The organism is Shewanella sp. S1-58-MNA-CIBAN-0166 (assembly GCF_040310085.1).
In the GTDB taxonomy this organism is placed as follows: Bacteria; Pseudomonadota; Gammaproteobacteria; order Enterobacterales; family Shewanellaceae; genus Shewanella.
Genome location: NZ_JBEOPN010000005.1, coordinates 134,693 through 152,675 on the forward strand (window position 1 = coordinate 134,693; position 17,983 = coordinate 152,675).

Here is a 17,983-nt window from a genome sequence, read left to right on the forward strand (position 1 = left end):
TACTACAACTTGTAACCAGTCGCCACTAGATAGACTTCTCGAGAGCGCGCTCTAGAGGAGTCTGGTTTACGGGTTTTTACTACTTTGAATGCCTGTTTGACTGTTTTTATGTAGTCGTCAAAGCCCTCCCCCTGAAAGACTTTAACAGCAAAACAGCCGTTAGGCGTCAACACTTGATGACACATATCTAGCGCCAATTCAACTAAATACATAGCTCTTGGCTGATCTACAGCACCCGAACCACTCATGTTCGGAGCCATATCTGATAGTACCACATCCACTTTATCTTGACCTACTCGCTCAAGCAATGCCTGCAGCACTTTATCCTCTCTAAAATCACCTTGAAGAAAATCAACGCCAACAATAGGATCCATCGGTAAAATGTCACAAGCAATCACTTTACCTTTGTCGCCAGTAAGTTTAACAGCCACTTGTGACCAACCACCAGGAGCAGCACCTAAGTCAACTACTGTCATACCCTGTTTTATTAAGTGATCTTTTTGTTGGATCTCTTCTAACTTGAATGCTGCTCGTGAACGTAAGCCTCGTTTTTGGGCTAATTTCACATAGTGATCATCAAAGTGTTCTTGCATCCAGCGAGTTGAGCTCGCCGTACGTTTTTTGGTTGTCATTTAAATTCCGCAACGATTCAGAGTTACATAAGCTCTATATAAGGGTAGAATACCCGTTTTTCAACAGTAACTCAGCAAAAGTTGGTACAAATGAACTTAACAACCAAACAAAAACAGCATTTAAAAGGTCTGGCGCACAGTCTAAAACCAGTGGTGCTGCTTGGTGGCAATGGACTAACTGAAGGTGTTCTGGCTGAAATTGATAGCGCTCTTACACATCATGAATTGATTAAAGTGAAAGTAGCCTCTGCAGACAGAGAGCTAAAAAATGCCATCGTTGACGCCATTGTACGTGAAACCCAGTCTACGAAAGTGCAACTTATCGGTCATGTGTTAGTTATTTTCCGTCATTCGGCTGAAATGAAAATTGCTTTGCCTAAAGCCAAATAATTTCGCACCCTTTTATAAAAAGCCGCTGAATACAGCGGCTTTTTTATTGGAGATGAATTATCGTTAATCAGGGATGATCAGGTATTGGGATAACTTGATAATGCTCTGCCTTTAAGCCTAGAAACTCAGGCAAGGTAGCACCAATTGAAATCGATGACCAAGTACCGGTTAAAATACCAATAAACATCGCGATAGAAAAACCTTCAAGCGGTGCCCCACCCAGAATCCATAAAGCCACTACCGTTATCAATGTAGTTCCTGAAGTGACCATAGTTCTGGAAAAGGTTGATTTAATTGCTAAGTTGTTAATGTCAGTTATATTCCACTGTGGTTTAGCCACTAACTGCTCCCGGATCCTGTCCGCAATAATAATTGAATCATTGAGTGAATACCCCAAAATCGCCATTATTGCAGCTAATACAGTTAAATTAAATTCCATTTGGCTTAACGCAAAAAAAGCCAACACAAATACCACATCATGTACCAAAGCAAACAGTGCACCTGACGCTAAACGCCATTCAAAGCGAAAACTTAGATACCCCATAATACATAGCATGGCGACTAATAAAGCTAAACTGCCTTGTTCAACCAACTCTTGGCCTACTTGTGGTCCGACAATACTGCTATTTAACACGTTGATGTCAGTATTTAATGGCGCCAATACTTCAGCCAGTTCTGGGCGTTGATTCTCATCAGGTATATTGGCATATCGTAATACCCAACGGCCTGGTTCACTGGCTGAAATAACACTGACCTCTTGTTGATATGCTGCAGTCATTAATGGCTGTATTTCACTGGCAGTGATGTGATGCTCCACTTGAATCTCTGTGACCACACCGCCGGTAAAATCTAAGCCCCAATTAAACCCTTTTATTCCTATCGCGGTTAACGATAACAGCATTAATACAATCGAAATCAGACTCGATGCATAACGCCACTTAGTTAAGTATTTGAGCTTGTCTGTTGAATAATTTGTTTGAGTTGAGTTCATAAAATTACACCTTAATAGCGCGACGAGTGTCACGACCATAAACTAAGTTGATTAATGCGCGTGAAGCAAAAATACCGGTAAACATACTGGTTAATAACCCCAAACCTAAGGTCAACGCAAAGCCTTGAATAGGGCCATTACCAATCGAAAATAACACCACTGCGGTGATCATCGTGGTGAAGTTAGCATCAAAAATGGTTGAAAACGCACTATCAAATCCCACATCAATCGCATTGGCAAAGCTACGACCTTCCGCAAGCTTTTCTTTTATTCGCTCAAAAATAAGTACGTTAGTATCGACTGCCATACCGACAGTAAGCACTAACCCGGCAATACCTGGTAAGGTCAATACCGCTCCAGGAATGAGCGCTAACAATCCAAATAACATCACCAAATTGGCGATTAACGCTACATTTGCAACCCAACCTAAACGGCGATACCAACAAGCCATAAACAGTAATGTAGCCGATAAACCTAAGGCTAGAGCAGCAAAACCATTAACAATATTCTCGGCCCCTAAACTAGGCCCAATAGTACGTTCTTCCACTATGGTTACAGGTGCAGTCATAGAGCCAGCTCTTAATAACAAAGCTAATTGCTGCGCCTCTTGATGGCTACCTGCTCCAGTGATTTCAAAGCGGTTACCGAGTTGACTCTGAATGGTTGCAACACTGATAATTTTAGTGGTTTGTTTGGCTTTACCTTGTTCATCACGGCTGTATTCGCTATAAGCTGTTGCCATAGGTTTACCGATATTATCTCGCGAAAAATCTGACATTAACTTGCCACCTGCCGCATCAAGACTGATATTGACTTTCGCCATACCAAAATCGCCAGTAGTGGCTCGAGCATCAATAATGTGATCACCACCAAGTACTGGTTTTTTTGACACATAGACAGGCTTATTCTGCTCATCATTCATCACAACAGCATAAAGAGAGTCAGCTTGCACCACTGGATAAAATGCCAAACTAGCGGTTGCACCGATAACATTTTTAGCGGTGGCAGGATCTTGCACTCCTGGTAACTCAATCCTAATCCGGTTCTCTCCTTGACGTTGAACTAGCGCTTCGGTAATACCAAGTTCTTCAATACGGCTGCGCATAATTTGCAAGTTTTGCTGTACAGTTAAGTTGGTTAATTTGAGCTGTTCACTTTGGGAAAGATTGATACTCAAAGTTTGTTGATGGCCTGTGACTTGCCATTGAGGGTACTGCTGACCAATAAATTGTCTTATTTGACCACGAGCATCATCACTGGCGCTGTTAACCGTCAGTTCCGCTCCAGTGCCAAAACGCACCATTACACCGCTGATATGCTGCTCTCTGACAAATTGCTTTACAGCATCACTCACTAATACTGCTTGGTTTTGAAACACTAAATCAAGATCCACATCCAGTAGAAACTGCACTCCACCGCGTAAATCTAAACCAAGTTTAATCGGTATAACGCCTAAATTTAATAACCAATCTGGGGCCGCTGGAGCTAACGCTAAGGTCACTTGAGCCTGATGTTCAAACTGTTGTGCTAAGGTCTTTTTAGCTTGGGTTTGCATATCGGGATCATCTAACACCACAAGTAAATTATCTTGTTGCTGCTCGATACGCTTACTGTTTATGCCCGCTTGTTGTAACACATGGTGGATTTGTTCCACTGTTAATGATTGGGTCGGTTTAACGGCAAGTTGTACGGCAGGATCTTCACCATACCAAGATGGCAATGCACTCATAAATAAGATGATGAGTGTGCAAATTAATAGCCAGTATTTCCACTGAGCATATTGATTTAACGGTTTGGTATTCGATTTTGATTTCATAACACTTGATCTCACTACATCGGGGTAAAACCTCGATAAAAATGTATGTGAGTGATGATAGGCATTGACCTAATTCATCTACCCACAGCAAAACTCATTAGCAAGGCTAATGACATTTTTAATCAATATAATGTAGTTAACAGGTGTGAGCGTGAACGAAAAGTAAATTAGACTCTTTCCAAGCGGAAAGTCTTGAAGGGGCTGAAGCTGTTGATAATACCCAGTCCAATTGCGGACTAAAGTTAATTTGATAACCTATGGTTAAACTCGGTATTGGCGGAGAAATAAATTCATAGGCCAATAGATAATTAGGTTTTGATTCATCCGATTGATATTGAACAATACTGAGGTAACGCGCTGAATAGGTAGGAACAAAATGAATATCGTTTGAACTAGAATTCTCAGAAACCGAACGTTCAGAGACAGATTTTTCAGAGACTGGGTTGGTTGATGAAGGTTCGCCAACGTAGCCCAACAATGTGCTATTAACATCAATAAGCGTATTGGTTAACGCAGTTAGTTGATTTGAATCTACTGGACTGTTAACTAATGTGTCTTTTGAGCTGTCTACTGATTTAACTGACGCCAAGGTGATATCAATAGGGGTTGAACTTATTGGTTGTTCACAAATTCGATCATCTGTCAGCGAATCCACATTATATGAACAAGAATAAGAAGTAGACGAAGCAAATGGCATCGATGCTAAAACTAACACACGGCTATTGAGGAGGAAGATTGAACACAACCCCACAATTACCAGCATTAGTAGTATACGAGCCCATGGAAACGTCATAATGACCTTATTTAATCAAGCTACACAATTTCTAAAATTCAAAATTCTAAAATTAACATGTCAAAAACACTATCTAATAAAATCATCTAACAACACTGTCTAATAAAATCATCTAACAAATTAGTTTTTAAACGATTTTCTAACAGATTGTTCAAAGAATATTGTTGCTCATACGGTAAAATGTAACAACAATGTAAACTTAAACGATAATATCTATTGCACCTTTAATCTGCAAATGAATTTTTTTACATGTTCTATCATATCTAGCACATGCATTAACTCTACGATGGATATAAAAAAGCACTAAACAGTATTCTATTTAGTGCTATGTCTGGCTAGTGGCCATTATATCGGTATTGGGTTGTGCATAAAAGTATGATAAATGCTTAAGCAGTTAGTTTAATACAATAACTAAAACAAATGGTTAAGAAAAAGACACACTCGATTATTCACAATACTTAAAGATATTTAACCGTTATGATTTCATAATCAGTCAATCCACCTGGAGTGGTAATCGATACTTCATCGCCTTCACTTTTACCAATTAATCCACGTGCAATAGGTGAATTAACAGAAATTAAATTTTGCTTAATATCCGCCTCGTCATCACCGACTATGCGATACGTCACTTCAGCATCAGTATCTATGTTCAAAATAGTTACTGTTGTACCAAAAATGACTCGGCCAGTATTTTCTAACTTTGTGACGTCAATAATTTGAGCGTTAGATAACTTGCCTTCGATGTCACGAATACGTGCTTCACAAATTCCTTGATCTTCACGGGCTGCATGATATTCAGCATTTTCTTTTAAATCGCCTAATTCGCGTGCTGAAGCAATTGCTTCAGTAATTTTTGGACGGCGATCGAACTTTAACAATTCAAGTTCTTTACGTAATTGATCAGCGCCAACTACAGTCATTGGGACCTTACTCATAATGTCTTTGTCTCCTTTAAAAACAAAAGCATCCCGTGCTGACGATAAGTCAACACAGTAAAAATTCAGTTGGAAGTACGCAATCGACTTAGCGTGCGTATCTAGGATGCATCTTTTCGATGATGGCAGACAGCTTACCTAAGCTTTTACAGACTTGCTAGTCATCCATCATCAAAATGTCATAAAAAAGGTCGCCAAAAGGCGACCTTAATCGTTAACGCACCATAAAATTAGCTTTTGATGCGTTTGTGTAACTCTTGTAAAGACGTCACCTTGATACGATCATCTGCAGAATGCGCTAAACACGTCGCAAAGGCAGCATTTAATGTCGTAGTGTAATTCACTTTATAGCGCAATGCTCCACGACGGATCTGACGTGAGTCTTCAATTGCTTGACGACCTTCAGTGGTGTTAACAATGTAGGTATATTCACCATTTTTAATACGATCAAGAATGTGTGGACGACCTTCATGCACTTTGTTAACTAAGCGAGGATTAATCCCTGCTTCACCTAAAATAATCGCGGTACCATGAGTGGCATCAATTTCATAACCTAGCTCAATCAGCTTAGAAGCTAAATCGGCAACGCGTTTTTTATCACTGTTACGCACAGATAATAACGCACGGCCCGATTTAGGCACTTCAGATGTAGCACCAAGCTGTGCTTTGGCATAAGCTTCAGCAAAAGTATCACCCACGCCCATGACTTCACCGGTTGAGCGCATTTCTGGGCCTAATAGCGGGTCAACACCTGGGAACTTATTAAACGGTAATACCACTTCTTTTACCGAGAAATATGGTGGAATCACTTCTTTAGTAAAGTTTTGCGAAATTAAGCTTTGGCCAGCCATCACTCGAGCTGCAATTTTAGCTAACGGCACGCCTGTCGCTTTAGACACAAATGGTACTGTACGAGCGGCACGCGGGTTAACTTCAATCATATAGATTTCGTTATCTTTTACCGCAAACTGCACGTTCATTAAACCGATCACGCCTAATTCAAAAGCCAGTTTAGACACTTGGTCACGCATTCTGGCCTGAATATCAGCACTCAAGGTGTAAGGTGGTAATGAACAACCTGAGTCACCAGAGTGAACTCCTGCTTGTTCAATATGCTCCATAATGGCGCCAACCACCACAGTTTCACCGTCACACACTGCATCGATATCCACTTCAATCGCATCATCTAAGAAGTGATCAAGTAATACTGGTGATGCATTAGATACTTTAACCGCTTCATTGAAGTAGCGTAGTAAATCTTGCTTGTCGTATACGATTTCCATCGCACGTCCACCCAACACATAAGACGGACGTACAACCAACGGATAACCTATTTTTTCCGCTTCTATCACAGCACTTTCAACTGTTGTCACTGTCGCATTTTCTGGCTGCTTCATGTTCAAACGTTGAATGGCTTGTTGGAAACGTTCGCGGTCTTCTGCACGGTCAATCGCATCTGGGCTGGTACCAATAATCGGTACGCCTGCGGCTTCTAATTCGCGCGCGAGTTTAAGCGGAGTTTGGCCACCGTATTGGACGATTACACCTTTTGGCTTTTCGATACGCACAATCTCGAGTACGTCTTCTAGCGTTACAGGTTCAAAGTATAAGCGGTCAGATGTATCGTAGTCGGTTGATACCGTTTCAGGGTTACAGTTAACCATGATGGTTTCATAACCGTCTTCACGTAATGCTAATGCAGCATGGACACAGCAATAATCGAACTCAATACCTTGGCCAATTCGGTTAGGGCCGCCACCCAAAATCATGATTTTGTCACGGTTCGATGGGTTAGATTCACATTCTTCTTCGTACGTTGAGTACATGTAAGCCGTGTCAGTTGAGAATTCAGCAGCACATGTATCTACACGCTTGTATACCGGATGAATTTCATGGCGATGACGTAGTTTACGAATTTCGCCTTCACTCACACCTAACACATCAGCTAAACGTAAATCAGAGAAACCTTTACGCTTTAATTGACGTAAGTAGTTTTGCTCTAAACCTGACATACCAAGCTCAGCGACTTTCGCTTCTTGGGTAACCAAATCTTCGATTTGAACGAGGAACCAGTGATCAACGTTAGTCAGAGTGAAGATATCATCACGACTTAAACCAGCACGGAATGCATCGGCTATATACCAAATACGGTCACAACCTGGCTCTTTTAATTCATGACGGATACGTTGCATCGCTTCTGGTGATTGTAAATCAACCAGAGAATCAAAACCGTTACGACCCACTTCAAGGCCACGTAACGCTTTTTGTAATGACTCTTGGAAAGTACGGCCAATGGCCATTACTTCACCCACAGATTTCATTTGGGTTGTTAGACGGTCATTTGCACCGGCAAACTTTTCAAAGTTAAAACGGGGGATTTTAGTCACAACGTAATCGATTGCAGGCTCGAACGACGCTGGTGTTTTACCGCCAGTAATGTCGTTGCTAAGCTCATCAAGGGTAAAACCAACCGCTAACTTAGCAGCAATTTTAGCTATCGGGAAACCGGTTGCTTTAGAGGCTAAAGCAGATGAACGTGATACACGTGGGTTCATCTCAATAATAACCATACGGCCAGTATTAGGACAAATACCAAATTGTACGTTTGAGCCACCGGTTTCAACGCCAATTTCACGCAGTACCGCTAAAGAAGCGTTACGCATTAATTGATATTCTTTATCGGTTAGCGTTTGTGCCGGTGCAACGGTAATTGAGTCACCGGTGTGAACACCCATCGCATCGAAGTTTTCGATAGTACACACGATAATACAGTTATCGTTGCGATCACGAACCACTTCCATTTCATATTCTTTCCAACCAATTAATGATTCATCGATCAATAATTCGTTAGTTGGCGACAAGTCCAAGCCTTGAGAACAAATCTCTTCAAACTCTTCTTTGTTGTAGGCAATACCACCGCCGCTGCCACCCATGGTGAAAGACGGACGAATGATACAGGGAAAGCCCACCATATCTAATACGCCATACGCTTCATCCATGTTATGAGCAATACCCGCACGCGGGCAGTCTAAACCAATGGATTTCATCGCTTTGTCGAAACGACTACGGTCTTCAGCTTTATCAATCGCATCCGCTGTCGCACCAATCATTTCAACATTAAACTCTTTTAGTACGCCTTGTGCTTCAAGCTGAAGCGCGCAGTTTAGTGCAGTTTGTCCACCCATCGTCGGTAGAATTGCATCAGGACGTTCTTTGGCGATGATGTTGCGAACCACTTCCCAATGAATAGGCTCGATATAGGTTGCATCGGCCATTTCAGGGTCGGTCATAATCGTTGCTGGATTAGAGTTGACCAGAATAACGCGATAGCCTTCTTCACGAAGTGCTTTACAAGCTTGCGCACCTGAATAATCAAACTCACACGCCTGACCAATAACAATTGGACCGGCACCTAGGATAAGAATACTTTTTATATCTGTACGTTTTGGCATTGCTTCTGTCTTCTCCCAGATAACTACTTGGCGTGCTGACGGTATTGTTCAATTAGCTCGATGAAATGATCGAACAGCGGTGCTGCATCGGTTGGCCCAGGACTCGCTTCAGGGTGTCCCTGGAAGCTAAATGCTGGCTTATCCGTTAGGTGAATACCTTGTAACGAACCATCAAATAACGACTTATGCGTCACCTTGATGTTTGCTGGCAATGTGGTTTCATCAGCAGCAAAACCGTGGTTTTGACTGGTGATCATCACGCGACCATTTTCAACATTGCTCACTGGATGGTTTGCACCATGGTGACCAAACTTCATTTTTAAGGTTTTCGCACCAGAGGCTAATGCAAGTAACTGGTGACCTAAACAAATACCAAACACTGGAATATCAGTTGTTAATATTTGCTGAATAGCAGTAATAGCATAATCACATGGCTCAGGGTCGCCAGGACCATTTGATAGGAAGACCCCATCAGGGTTCATGGCAAGGACATCTGCAGCAGATGTTTGAGCAGGCACTACCGTCACATCACAACCACGGTCAACCAACATACGTAAAATATTACGTTTCACACCGTAATCGTACGCGACAATTTTATATTTGAGTTCCGCTGCTGGTGTTTCAGACGGTAAACCACCGACTAATTTCCAGCTACCGTTACGCCATGTATAAGCTTTATCGGTGGTCACTTCTTTGGCTAAATCCATGCCTTTTAGACCTGGGAACGCTTTCGCAGCTGCCAGAGCTTTCGCTTCATCTAGGTCGCCGACCATAATACAACCGGCTTGGGCGCCTTTTTCACGCAAAATTCGAGTTAGTTTGCGGGTATCAATATCAGCAATACCAACCACATTATTCGCTTTTAAATAATCGCTTAATGATTGTTGGTTGCGGAAATTACTCGCCATAAGCGGTAAGTCACGAATAATTAAGCCACATGCATGAACCGAATCCGATTCTGTGTCTTCATCATTAGTACCTGTGTTACCGATGTGAGGATAGGTTAATGTTACTATTTGGCGTGAATATGAAGGATCTGTAAGGATCTCTTGATAACCTGTCATTGAAGTATTAAATACCACTTCACCAACAGAGATACCGGTAGCACCAATTGCGGTGCCAGAGAATACTGATCCATCTTCGAGTACGAGTAAGGCAGACTGTGTCAACGCGACCTCCAGAAAAGAGCCAAGCCACTTAAAATTATGTGTTTTTATTTTGCACTAAAATACCAATTTTCGATAAATTACGAAATTTTGACAAATTCTAGCGATTGTATAATAAATCCGTTTTTACGTCTATATTTTGTAGGATTGTTTTCAAAAAAAAACACCAACGAATGGTGTTTTTATTATCTAGTTCAATCCTAATACTTGTTGCATGTCATACAGACCTGCATTTTGATCGGAGAGCCAAAAAGCCGCCCTCATAGCCCCATTAGCAAAGGTCATTCTACTCGATGCTTTATGGGTTATTTCCAGCCGTTCGCCTATGTCAGCGAACATTGCGGTGTGTTCACCGACAATGTCACCAGCACGAACCGTTGCAAAACCTATGGTATTAGGATCACGTTCACCGGTAATACCTTCACGCCCAAATACCGCACATTGGTCTAAATCACGACCTAATGTTTGGGCAATAATTTCACCCATTTTAAGTGCAGTACCTGACGGTGCATCCTTTTTATGCCGATGATGCGCTTCGATTATTTCGATATCGGTATAATCACCCATCACCTCTGTAGCCAGTGCGAGCAACTTCCACATCACGTTGACACCGACAGACATATTAGGCGCTAATACCACTGGCACTTGTTCCGAATAGGCACCAATTTGCTCTTTTTGAGCATGATTAAAACCTGTGGTACCAATGACAATAGCTTTGTGATTTTTTGCGCACCAATCGAGATGAATAATGGAAGATTCAGGTGACGTAAAATCAATTAATACGTCAAAGTCGTCAACCACTTTATCCAGTGAATCGGTAATGGCAACATTCATCGCCCCAACACCAGCAAGTACACCAGCATCAATACCGATTAAACTTGAACCTGTACGTTCAATAGCTGCGCCAAGTATTATGACTTGTTGCTGTTTAGCAGATTCAATCAGTGTACGGCCCATACGGCCACTGGCACCAACTACAGCAATTCTCACTTTTGCAGTCATTTATTTCTCCCAGTGTTAACTAAAGGTAAACACACAAACAGCATATACAAAAACGCCTAAGTTAACTTAGGCGTTTTTAACAACTAGATAATTTCTAACAATTCAACTTCGAAGACCAAAGCTGAATAAGGCGGGATTGAAGCACCCGCGCCACGCTCACCGTAAGCCAAGTGATGCGGGACATATAATTTTAGCTTAGTGCCAACTGGCATTAACTGTAATGCTTCAGTCCAACCGGCGATAACACCAGATACTGGGAATTCAGCAGGTTGGCCACGAGCAACAGAGCTGTCGAACACATCACCACTGATGAAAGTACCATGGTAATGAGTACGTACAGTTGAATCATACGTTGGTGTTTCACCGTCGCCTTGTACAAGCACTTCGTATTGAAGACCAGACTCAGTTATCGTAATACCGTCACGCTTAGCGTTTTCAGCTAGGAATGTATCACCTTCAGCGGCAGCAGCTTCTGCAGCAGCTTCTTGTGCTTCTTGTAAACGACGACTAATTTCAGTAAATGCAACTTGAAGCTCTTCCATTGATACTGCGCTTTCTTTACCGGCAAATGCATCAGCAAGACCAGCTTGAACAGCAGGGATATCAATACCTTCAAAAGAGTTTGCTGCTAGTTGCTCGCCCATTTGACGACCTACACCGTAGCTAGCATGCTGTTCCATAGTGCTGAACAAATCTGACATAATAATTTTCTCTCAATAAACATAAAAAATTCGCACAAGAGTTTATCACAATAAACCCCGTAAATGTTGGCAAAAAACGCTATTTAACTTGAGCAATTTTACACTCAGCCAAAGACTGTTTTCTTGCCTGTGTATAAAGCGGCATCACTTGATTCTGTGCCGCTTGCAAGTCTTCAATTCGGTGACTGTGTGACGGGTGAGTCGATAGCAGTTCAGGGCCTTGGGCTCCGCCCGCTTTAGCCATGTTTTGCCACAAATTAACACTTTGAGCTGGATTAAAACCTGCTTTGGCCATTAGCTCAAGACCAACAATATCAGCTTCAGATTCCTGACTGCGGCCAAAAGGTAAAATAATGCCCACATTCGCCCCTAGCCCCAGTCCGGCCATGTACAAATCTTTATTGGCAATACCCGATGCTCCTAATGCGGCATCCGCAGCTTGCATGCCAAGACCCGTTATCTGCGCTCGAGATACTTGCTCGTTTCCATGTTGTGCTAAAACGTGCGCCACTTCATGTCCCATAACTGTAGCCAACTGATCTTGATTCGTCGCCACATTTAGTAAACCGGTATAAACACCAATATGGCCACCAGGTAGCGCAAACGCATTGACTTGATCTGATTCAAACAACACGACATCCCATTGCTGCGATTGGTCGGGTAACACCGCAGTGATACGTTTGGCAACACAGTTCACATATTGAGTTTGCGCTTGGTTTTGACTTATTTTTTCACTTTGCTTCATGGTCTCAAACGACTGAGCACCCATTTGCTGCATCTGGGTATCAGAAAACAACAAGGTTTGCCCTCGCCCTGTTGGCGATTGACTATTAACACAGCCAACTAATAAAGCAGAAACGAGTAGGGTTAGCGCGAGAGGTTTCATGTTGTCATCCCTTAAAATTCATTTAGCCAAAAAGCTAATCGATCATTCATTTATTTTATACCAATCAACTGGACCAATGCACCATTTGCGATATTAAACATCAGCCAGCATTCATGTGTTGATTAACGTGTTGATTTACGTTTAGCGAAATCACTAATACTGCGTTTATTGGCGGTACGACGATTGGCTTGCTTATCACGCGGCGCTCGCTTACTGTTTTCGCTAATCGGTTTGTCTGTTACCGCAAAACCAGCTAATTCATCTAATGGTAATGCCTGTCCGGTTAATTCTCGAATAGCCTCTAAACTGAGTAATTCAGAATGACCGACTAATGATAATGCCACGCCGCTTAATCCCGCCCGTGCAGTACGTCCAATACGATGAACATATACTGCTGCTTGGGCAGGCAAATCAACATTAATGACTACTGGCAATGCGTCGACATGAATACCGCGCGCTAATACATCGGTTGCGACTAATACAGTAAGTTGTGCCGTTTTGAATTGCTCTAAGGTCTTACTTCGCAGCGCTTGTTCTTTATCGCCATGAAGCGCCGCAGCGTTAATACCCGCTTTAATTAACTTTTTACACAATGCATCAGCATCATCTTTAGCATTCACAAACACCAATACTTGCGACCATTGATGTAAAGCAATTAAATGAATCAGCGCTTTGGCTTTGCTGCCTTTATTGACGTGATAGAGAGTTTGATCAATATCAGCCACGGTACTATTTAAAGCATGCGCTTCAATTCGTACGCAAGATGCAGACTGTACTTTTTGAGCTAATGCGACCAAAGATTCGGGTAACGTCGCCGAAAATAATAACCGTTGGCCACCTGGCATTAATGTAATCAACGCATTAATATCGGCGATAAATCCCATGTCCAGTAATCGGTCTGCTTCATCAAGGACCAAACTCTGCAGATGTTCAAAATCAATAACACCTTGTTGTGCTAATGCGAGTAAGCGGCCCGGTGTAGCAACGACGATGTTAACCGGTTGAGCTAAGCGCTCAATTTGAAGCTCTATTGCTTCACCGCCACACAGTACCTCTACGCGCAAATTAAGCGATTGTGCCAGCGGCACTAAGTTTTGCGATACTTGTGATGCTAACTCTCTGGTCGGTACGATGATCACGGCAGACAAATGAGCCGTTGGAAGCAGACTAATGCGTTGCAATACAGGCAAACCATAAGCATAGGTTTTACCGCTGCCGGTTTGGGCTAATGCCAACACATCTTGCCCCGCCAATATAGTTGGAATAGCCAGTTGCTGAATACGACTCGGCTGATTCACTGTCGGCGGTAATGCGGCTAATAAACTTGAATCGAGTGATAACGCTGAAAATGACATGTTAACGCCTAATGTTAATAGGATAAATTGACGATATTCGCCAATAAAAAAGGCTGCTTACCCAAAGTAAACAGCCTTTAACGAGGTCGCTAGATCATCGCGATTAACTGTTTAAATCCTGAAAGAACTTTTTAACGCCATCAAAGAAGCCTTCAGCTTTAGGGCTGTGCTTTTTTGATTCGCCAGTTAACGTTGCTTCAAACTCACGCAATAACTCTTTTTGTTTTTCATTCAAGTTAACCGGTGTTTCCATTACCACTTTACACAGTAAGTCACCTACTGCATGGCTACGGACCGACTTAACCCCTTTGCCGCGTAGGCGGAACATGCGCCCTGTTTGGGTTTCTGTTGGGATTTTAAGGCTAACTTTACCGTCTAATGTCGGTACTTCAATCTCGCCGCCTAATGCTGCTTTACTGAATGAAATAGGTACTTCACAGTAAAGGTTATTGGCGTCACGGGTAAAGATAGCGTGTTCTCGCACACTAACTTGAACGTATAAATCACCTGGTGGAGCACCAAACTCGCCCGCTTCACCTTCACCAGTAAGACGAATACGATCGCCTGTATCGACACCAGCAGGAATTTTAACTGATAAGGTTTTGCTTTTCTCAACTCGACCTTCACCATGGCACTTGCCGCAAGGATCTTTAATGATTTTACCGCGACCATGACAAGTAGGACACGCTTGCTGAACAGCAAAGAAACCTTGGCGCATTTGCACTTGGCCTTGGCCATGACACGTACCACATGTGGTTGCAGATGTGCCTTTTTTAGCGCCACTCCCGTCACATAAATCACAGGCTGCTAAAGTAGGAATTCGCAGTTCTTTGGTTAAGCCGCGTACGGCTTCTTCTAAAGACAATTCAAGGTTGTATCGTAAGTCACTACCGCGCGCAGCTTGACGTTGACCACCACCACGGCGACCACCACCAAAAATATCACCGAATACATCACCAAAGATATCGCCAAAATCACCTTGGCCACCACCGTGCCCACCACGATTAGGGTCGACGCCAGCATGACCAAATTGATCGTAAGCCGCTTTTTTGTCGCTGTCGGTTAAAATTTCGTACGCTTCTTTAATTTCTTTAAAGCTAGCTTCTGCGGCTTTGTCACCCGGATTACGGTCTGGGTGAAACTTCATCGCTAAGCGTTTGTACGCTTTTTTAATTTCGCGTTCACTGGTGTCACGTCCAACACCGAGAACTTCGTAATAATCACGCTTTGACATAGTGTTCTGTTTCTCGAAGGTGTGAGTAAATTGTTAAACTTAAATTATACAAACGGGCGTTTGAGGATAACCCCAACGCCCGCTTTAACGGTAACTAGCTGAAATTGCTAATTACTTTTTGTCGTCTTTAACTTCTTCGAACTCAGCATCAACAACATCATCAGCAGGCTTTTCTTGGCCAGCATCGTGCGCTTGACCTTCTGCTTCACCTTGAGCTTTAGCTTGAGCAATTTCCATTAACTTAGCAGACGCTTCGATTAGCGCTTGAGTTGCTGTATCAATGGCTTCTTTATCTTTGCCTTTTATGGCAGTTTCTAAAGTTGCGATTGCTGCTTCAATCTTTTCTTTTTCGTCACTAGCTAGTGCATCGCCAGCTTCTTCAACTTGTTTTTTAGTTGAATGAGCTAAACCATCTGCTTGATTACGCGCTTTAACTAACTCTTCAAATTTAGCATCTTCATCAGCATGAGCTTCAGCATCACGTACCATTTGTTCAACTTCTTCATCAGATAAACCTGAAGAGGCTTTGATAGTAATGTTTTGTTTCTTACCTGTTTTCTTGTCTGTTGCAGACACATGTAAGATACCATCAGCATCAATGTCGAACATCACTTCAACCTGTGGTTGGCCACGTGGTGCTGGCTCAATACCTTCAAGGTTAAATTGACCTAATGACTTGTTAGCACTCGCTTGCTTACGCTCACCCTGAAGTACGTGAATAGTCACGGCACTTTGGTTGTCGTCAGCTGTTGAGAATACTTGCTGAGCTTTAGTTGGGATAGTGGTGTTCTTCTCGATAAGCTTTGTCATCACACTGCCCATGGTTTCAATACCAAGAGATAGTGGGGTAACGTCAAGTAGAAGTACGTCTTTCACTTCACCAGAAAGTACGCCAGCCTGAATCGCCGCGCCAACAGCAACCGCTTCATCAGGGTTAACATCTTTACGAGGCTCTTTGCCAAAGAAGTTAGTGACTGCTTCTTGTACTTTAGGCATACGAGTCTGGCCACCAACAAGAATCACTTCATTGATATCTGATATTGATAAATCAGCATCAGCTAGTGCAACTTTAAGCGGCTCTAGAGTACGTTGAATTAAATCTTCAACTAATGACTCTAACTTAGCACGAGTAATTTTAACCACTAAATGCTTAGGACCTGATGCATCAGCAGTGATGTAAGGCAAGTTAACTTCAGTGTGGTTAGTGCTTGAAAGCTCGATTTTTGCTTTTTCAGCTGCTTCTTTCAAACGTTGCATTGCTAAAGGATCTCTACGAAGATCTAAGCCTTGGTCTTTTTTGAATTCATCAGCTAAATAGTTAATCATACGGTTATCAAAGTCTTCACCACCTAAGTGAGTATCACCATTGGTTGCTAGTACTTCAAATGTTTGGTCGCCATCGTTGCTGTCAATTTCGATGATAGAGATATCGAATGTACCACCACCTAAATCGTATACAGCAACAATGTTGTCGCCTTGTTTCTTGTCGATACCGTATGCAAGTGCAGCAGCAGTAGGTTCGTTGATAATACGCTTAACATCAAGACCTGCGATACGACCAGCATCTTTAGTGGCTTGACGTTGTGAATCGTTAAAGTAAGCAGGAACGGTAATAACCGCTTCAGTCACTTCTTCACCTAAAAAGTCTTCAGCAGTCTTTTTCATCTTTTTCAAGATTTCAGCTGAAACTTGTGGTGGTGCCATTTTGTTACCACGTGACTCAACCCATGCATCGCCATTATCAGCTGCGATAATTTTGAATGGCATGATGTTCACATCACGTTGAACTTCGTCATCTTTAAAACGACGACCGATTAAACGCTTGATGGCAAAGAATGTGTTTGTTGGGTTGGTTACAGCCTGACGCTTTGCTGGCTGGCCTACAATAATTTCATCATCGGTATAAGCGATAATTGATGGGGTTGTGCGATCACCCTCTGCGTTTTCAATTACGCGTGCTTTGCCGCCATCAAGGACTGCTACACACGAGTTTGTTGTGCCTAAATCGATACCAATAATTTTGCCCATGGGGTCCTCCGAAATTGACGTTAGTCGTCACAAATATGTTATTTGATGTTGATATGGGGATGAACAACAAGTATTTCAAGCATTTTGTTGCTTAACTTGAGATTCAAAATTAACCACTCATATCAGCCTTGATACCTATATTGGGACAACAAAGTGAATTACAAGGGGATAAGTAAATATTTATCCTGTTTTATGGATTTTTTTATGCGGGCCATACCAATAAGGTAAGGTGGGTGAACAATAAATCACAACCACTGCCAAAATAAGCGAAATAGTGAAAAAAACAGTAAAACCAGCCGGAATAGTGAAGTAACAAAGCGTAGACACGTTAATACTTTACCGAAAGCCACCCACTCTAATGATGAGTTAGATTGTAATAGCGATATAATCGTTACTCATACCAGTATTGAGCTTATTAAGCACATCGTTCATTTTCAATCGACATTGGTTTATATCATATTAACCTGCTTGGCATTTCAGCGGTGTTAGTCGTATTTTGCTGTCACACTGCAAACAAAAGCATTAAATAACGCTAATCATTTGATAAAAAATACAACTAGCGTTATAAAAGTATATATAGATGTTTAAAAAAGTACTAAAAA

The 17,983-nt window shown here is 42.2% G+C and carries 14 protein-coding genes; 1 reads left to right on the top strand and 13 read right to left on the bottom strand.

Translation table 11 applies throughout. The features are described from left to right. Window positions 1-2: 2 nt before the first annotated feature. Window positions 3-632: a 23S rRNA (uridine(2552)-2'-O)-methyltransferase RlmE gene (rlmE, locus tag AAEY99_RS05290; RefSeq protein ID WP_101085754.1), complete on the bottom strand. Its 630-nt coding sequence runs from the start codon at window positions 630-632 to the stop codon at window positions 3-5. 90 nt (window positions 633-722) lie between these two features. Between rlmE and yhbY the strand changes: the two genes are divergently transcribed. Next, window positions 723-1,022 carry a ribosome assembly RNA-binding protein YhbY gene (yhbY, locus tag AAEY99_RS05295; protein WP_011636455.1) on the top strand — a complete coding sequence of 100 codons (300 nt, stop codon included), beginning with the start codon at window positions 723-725 and terminating at the stop codon, window positions 1,020-1,022. A 67-nt stretch (window positions 1,023-1,089) separates the two neighbouring features. Here the strand turns inward: yhbY and secF are convergent, their stop codons facing one another. The 12 genes from secF to dnaK all read right to left on the bottom strand — a co-directional run bounded on the left by secF (window position 1,090) and on the right by dnaK (window position 17,381). Continuing rightward, window positions 1,090-2,013, bottom strand: a complete 924-nt coding sequence (gene secF, locus AAEY99_RS05300; RefSeq protein ID WP_182743604.1) for a protein translocase subunit SecF — start codon at window positions 2,011-2,013, stop codon at window positions 1,090-1,092. 4 nt (window positions 2,014-2,017) lie between these two features. Further along, entirely contained in the window at window positions 2,018-3,829 is a 1,812-nt protein-coding gene (gene secD / locus AAEY99_RS05305) for a protein translocase subunit SecD (RefSeq protein ID WP_351009550.1), read from the bottom strand. Between the two features lie 136 nt (window positions 3,830-3,965). Beyond that, window positions 3,966-4,622, bottom strand: a complete 657-nt coding sequence (locus tag AAEY99_RS05310; RefSeq protein ID WP_351009553.1) for a hypothetical protein — start codon at window positions 4,620-4,622, stop codon at window positions 3,966-3,968. Between the two features lie 458 nt (window positions 4,623-5,080). Further along, window positions 5,081-5,557 carry a transcription elongation factor GreA gene (gene greA / locus AAEY99_RS05315; RefSeq protein WP_101085763.1) on the bottom strand — a complete coding sequence of 159 codons (477 nt, stop codon included), beginning with the start codon at window positions 5,555-5,557 and terminating at the stop codon, window positions 5,081-5,083. A 230-nt stretch (window positions 5,558-5,787) separates the two neighbouring features. Next, a complete protein-coding gene (carB, locus tag AAEY99_RS05320) occupies window positions 5,788-9,009 on the bottom strand; it encodes a carbamoyl-phosphate synthase large subunit (RefSeq protein ID WP_059746481.1) in 3,222 nt (1,073 codons plus the stop codon). Between the two features lie 23 nt (window positions 9,010-9,032). Then, complete coding sequence (gene carA, locus AAEY99_RS05325) at window positions 9,033-10,190, bottom strand: glutamine-hydrolyzing carbamoyl-phosphate synthase small subunit (RefSeq protein ID WP_101085765.1); 1,158 nt, start codon at window positions 10,188-10,190, stop codon at window positions 9,033-9,035. A 174-nt stretch (window positions 10,191-10,364) separates the two neighbouring features. Further along, window positions 10,365-11,177, bottom strand: coding sequence for a 4-hydroxy-tetrahydrodipicolinate reductase (dapB, locus tag AAEY99_RS05330; protein WP_101085767.1), 813 nt, complete (start codon window positions 11,175-11,177; stop codon window positions 10,365-10,367). 83 nt (window positions 11,178-11,260) lie between these two features. Continuing rightward, on the bottom strand, window positions 11,261-11,878 hold the full coding sequence (gene bamJ, locus AAEY99_RS05335; RefSeq protein ID WP_101085769.1) for a BamJ family beta-barrel-assembly machinery protein: 618 nt from the start codon (window positions 11,876-11,878) through the stop codon (window positions 11,261-11,263). A gap of 79 nt (window positions 11,879-11,957) precedes the next feature. Further along, entirely contained in the window at window positions 11,958-12,764 is an 807-nt protein-coding gene (locus AAEY99_RS05340; protein ID WP_162022520.1) for a M48 family metallopeptidase, read from the bottom strand. A 122-nt stretch (window positions 12,765-12,886) separates the two neighbouring features. Continuing rightward, the gene (locus AAEY99_RS05345) at window positions 12,887-14,119 is read right to left on the bottom strand and encodes a DEAD/DEAH box helicase (RefSeq protein WP_351009555.1); all 1,233 of its coding nucleotides are present in this window, start codon (window positions 14,117-14,119) and stop codon (window positions 12,887-12,889) included. Between the two features lie 103 nt (window positions 14,120-14,222). Further along, complete coding sequence (gene dnaJ / locus AAEY99_RS05350) at window positions 14,223-15,353, bottom strand: molecular chaperone DnaJ (protein ID WP_011636444.1); 1,131 nt, start codon at window positions 15,351-15,353, stop codon at window positions 14,223-14,225. Between the two features lie 111 nt (window positions 15,354-15,464). Continuing rightward, on the bottom strand, window positions 15,465-17,381 hold the full coding sequence (gene dnaK, locus AAEY99_RS05355) for a molecular chaperone DnaK (protein ID WP_101085774.1): 1,917 nt from the start codon (window positions 17,379-17,381) through the stop codon (window positions 15,465-15,467). Window positions 17,382-17,983 lie beyond the last annotated feature (602 nt).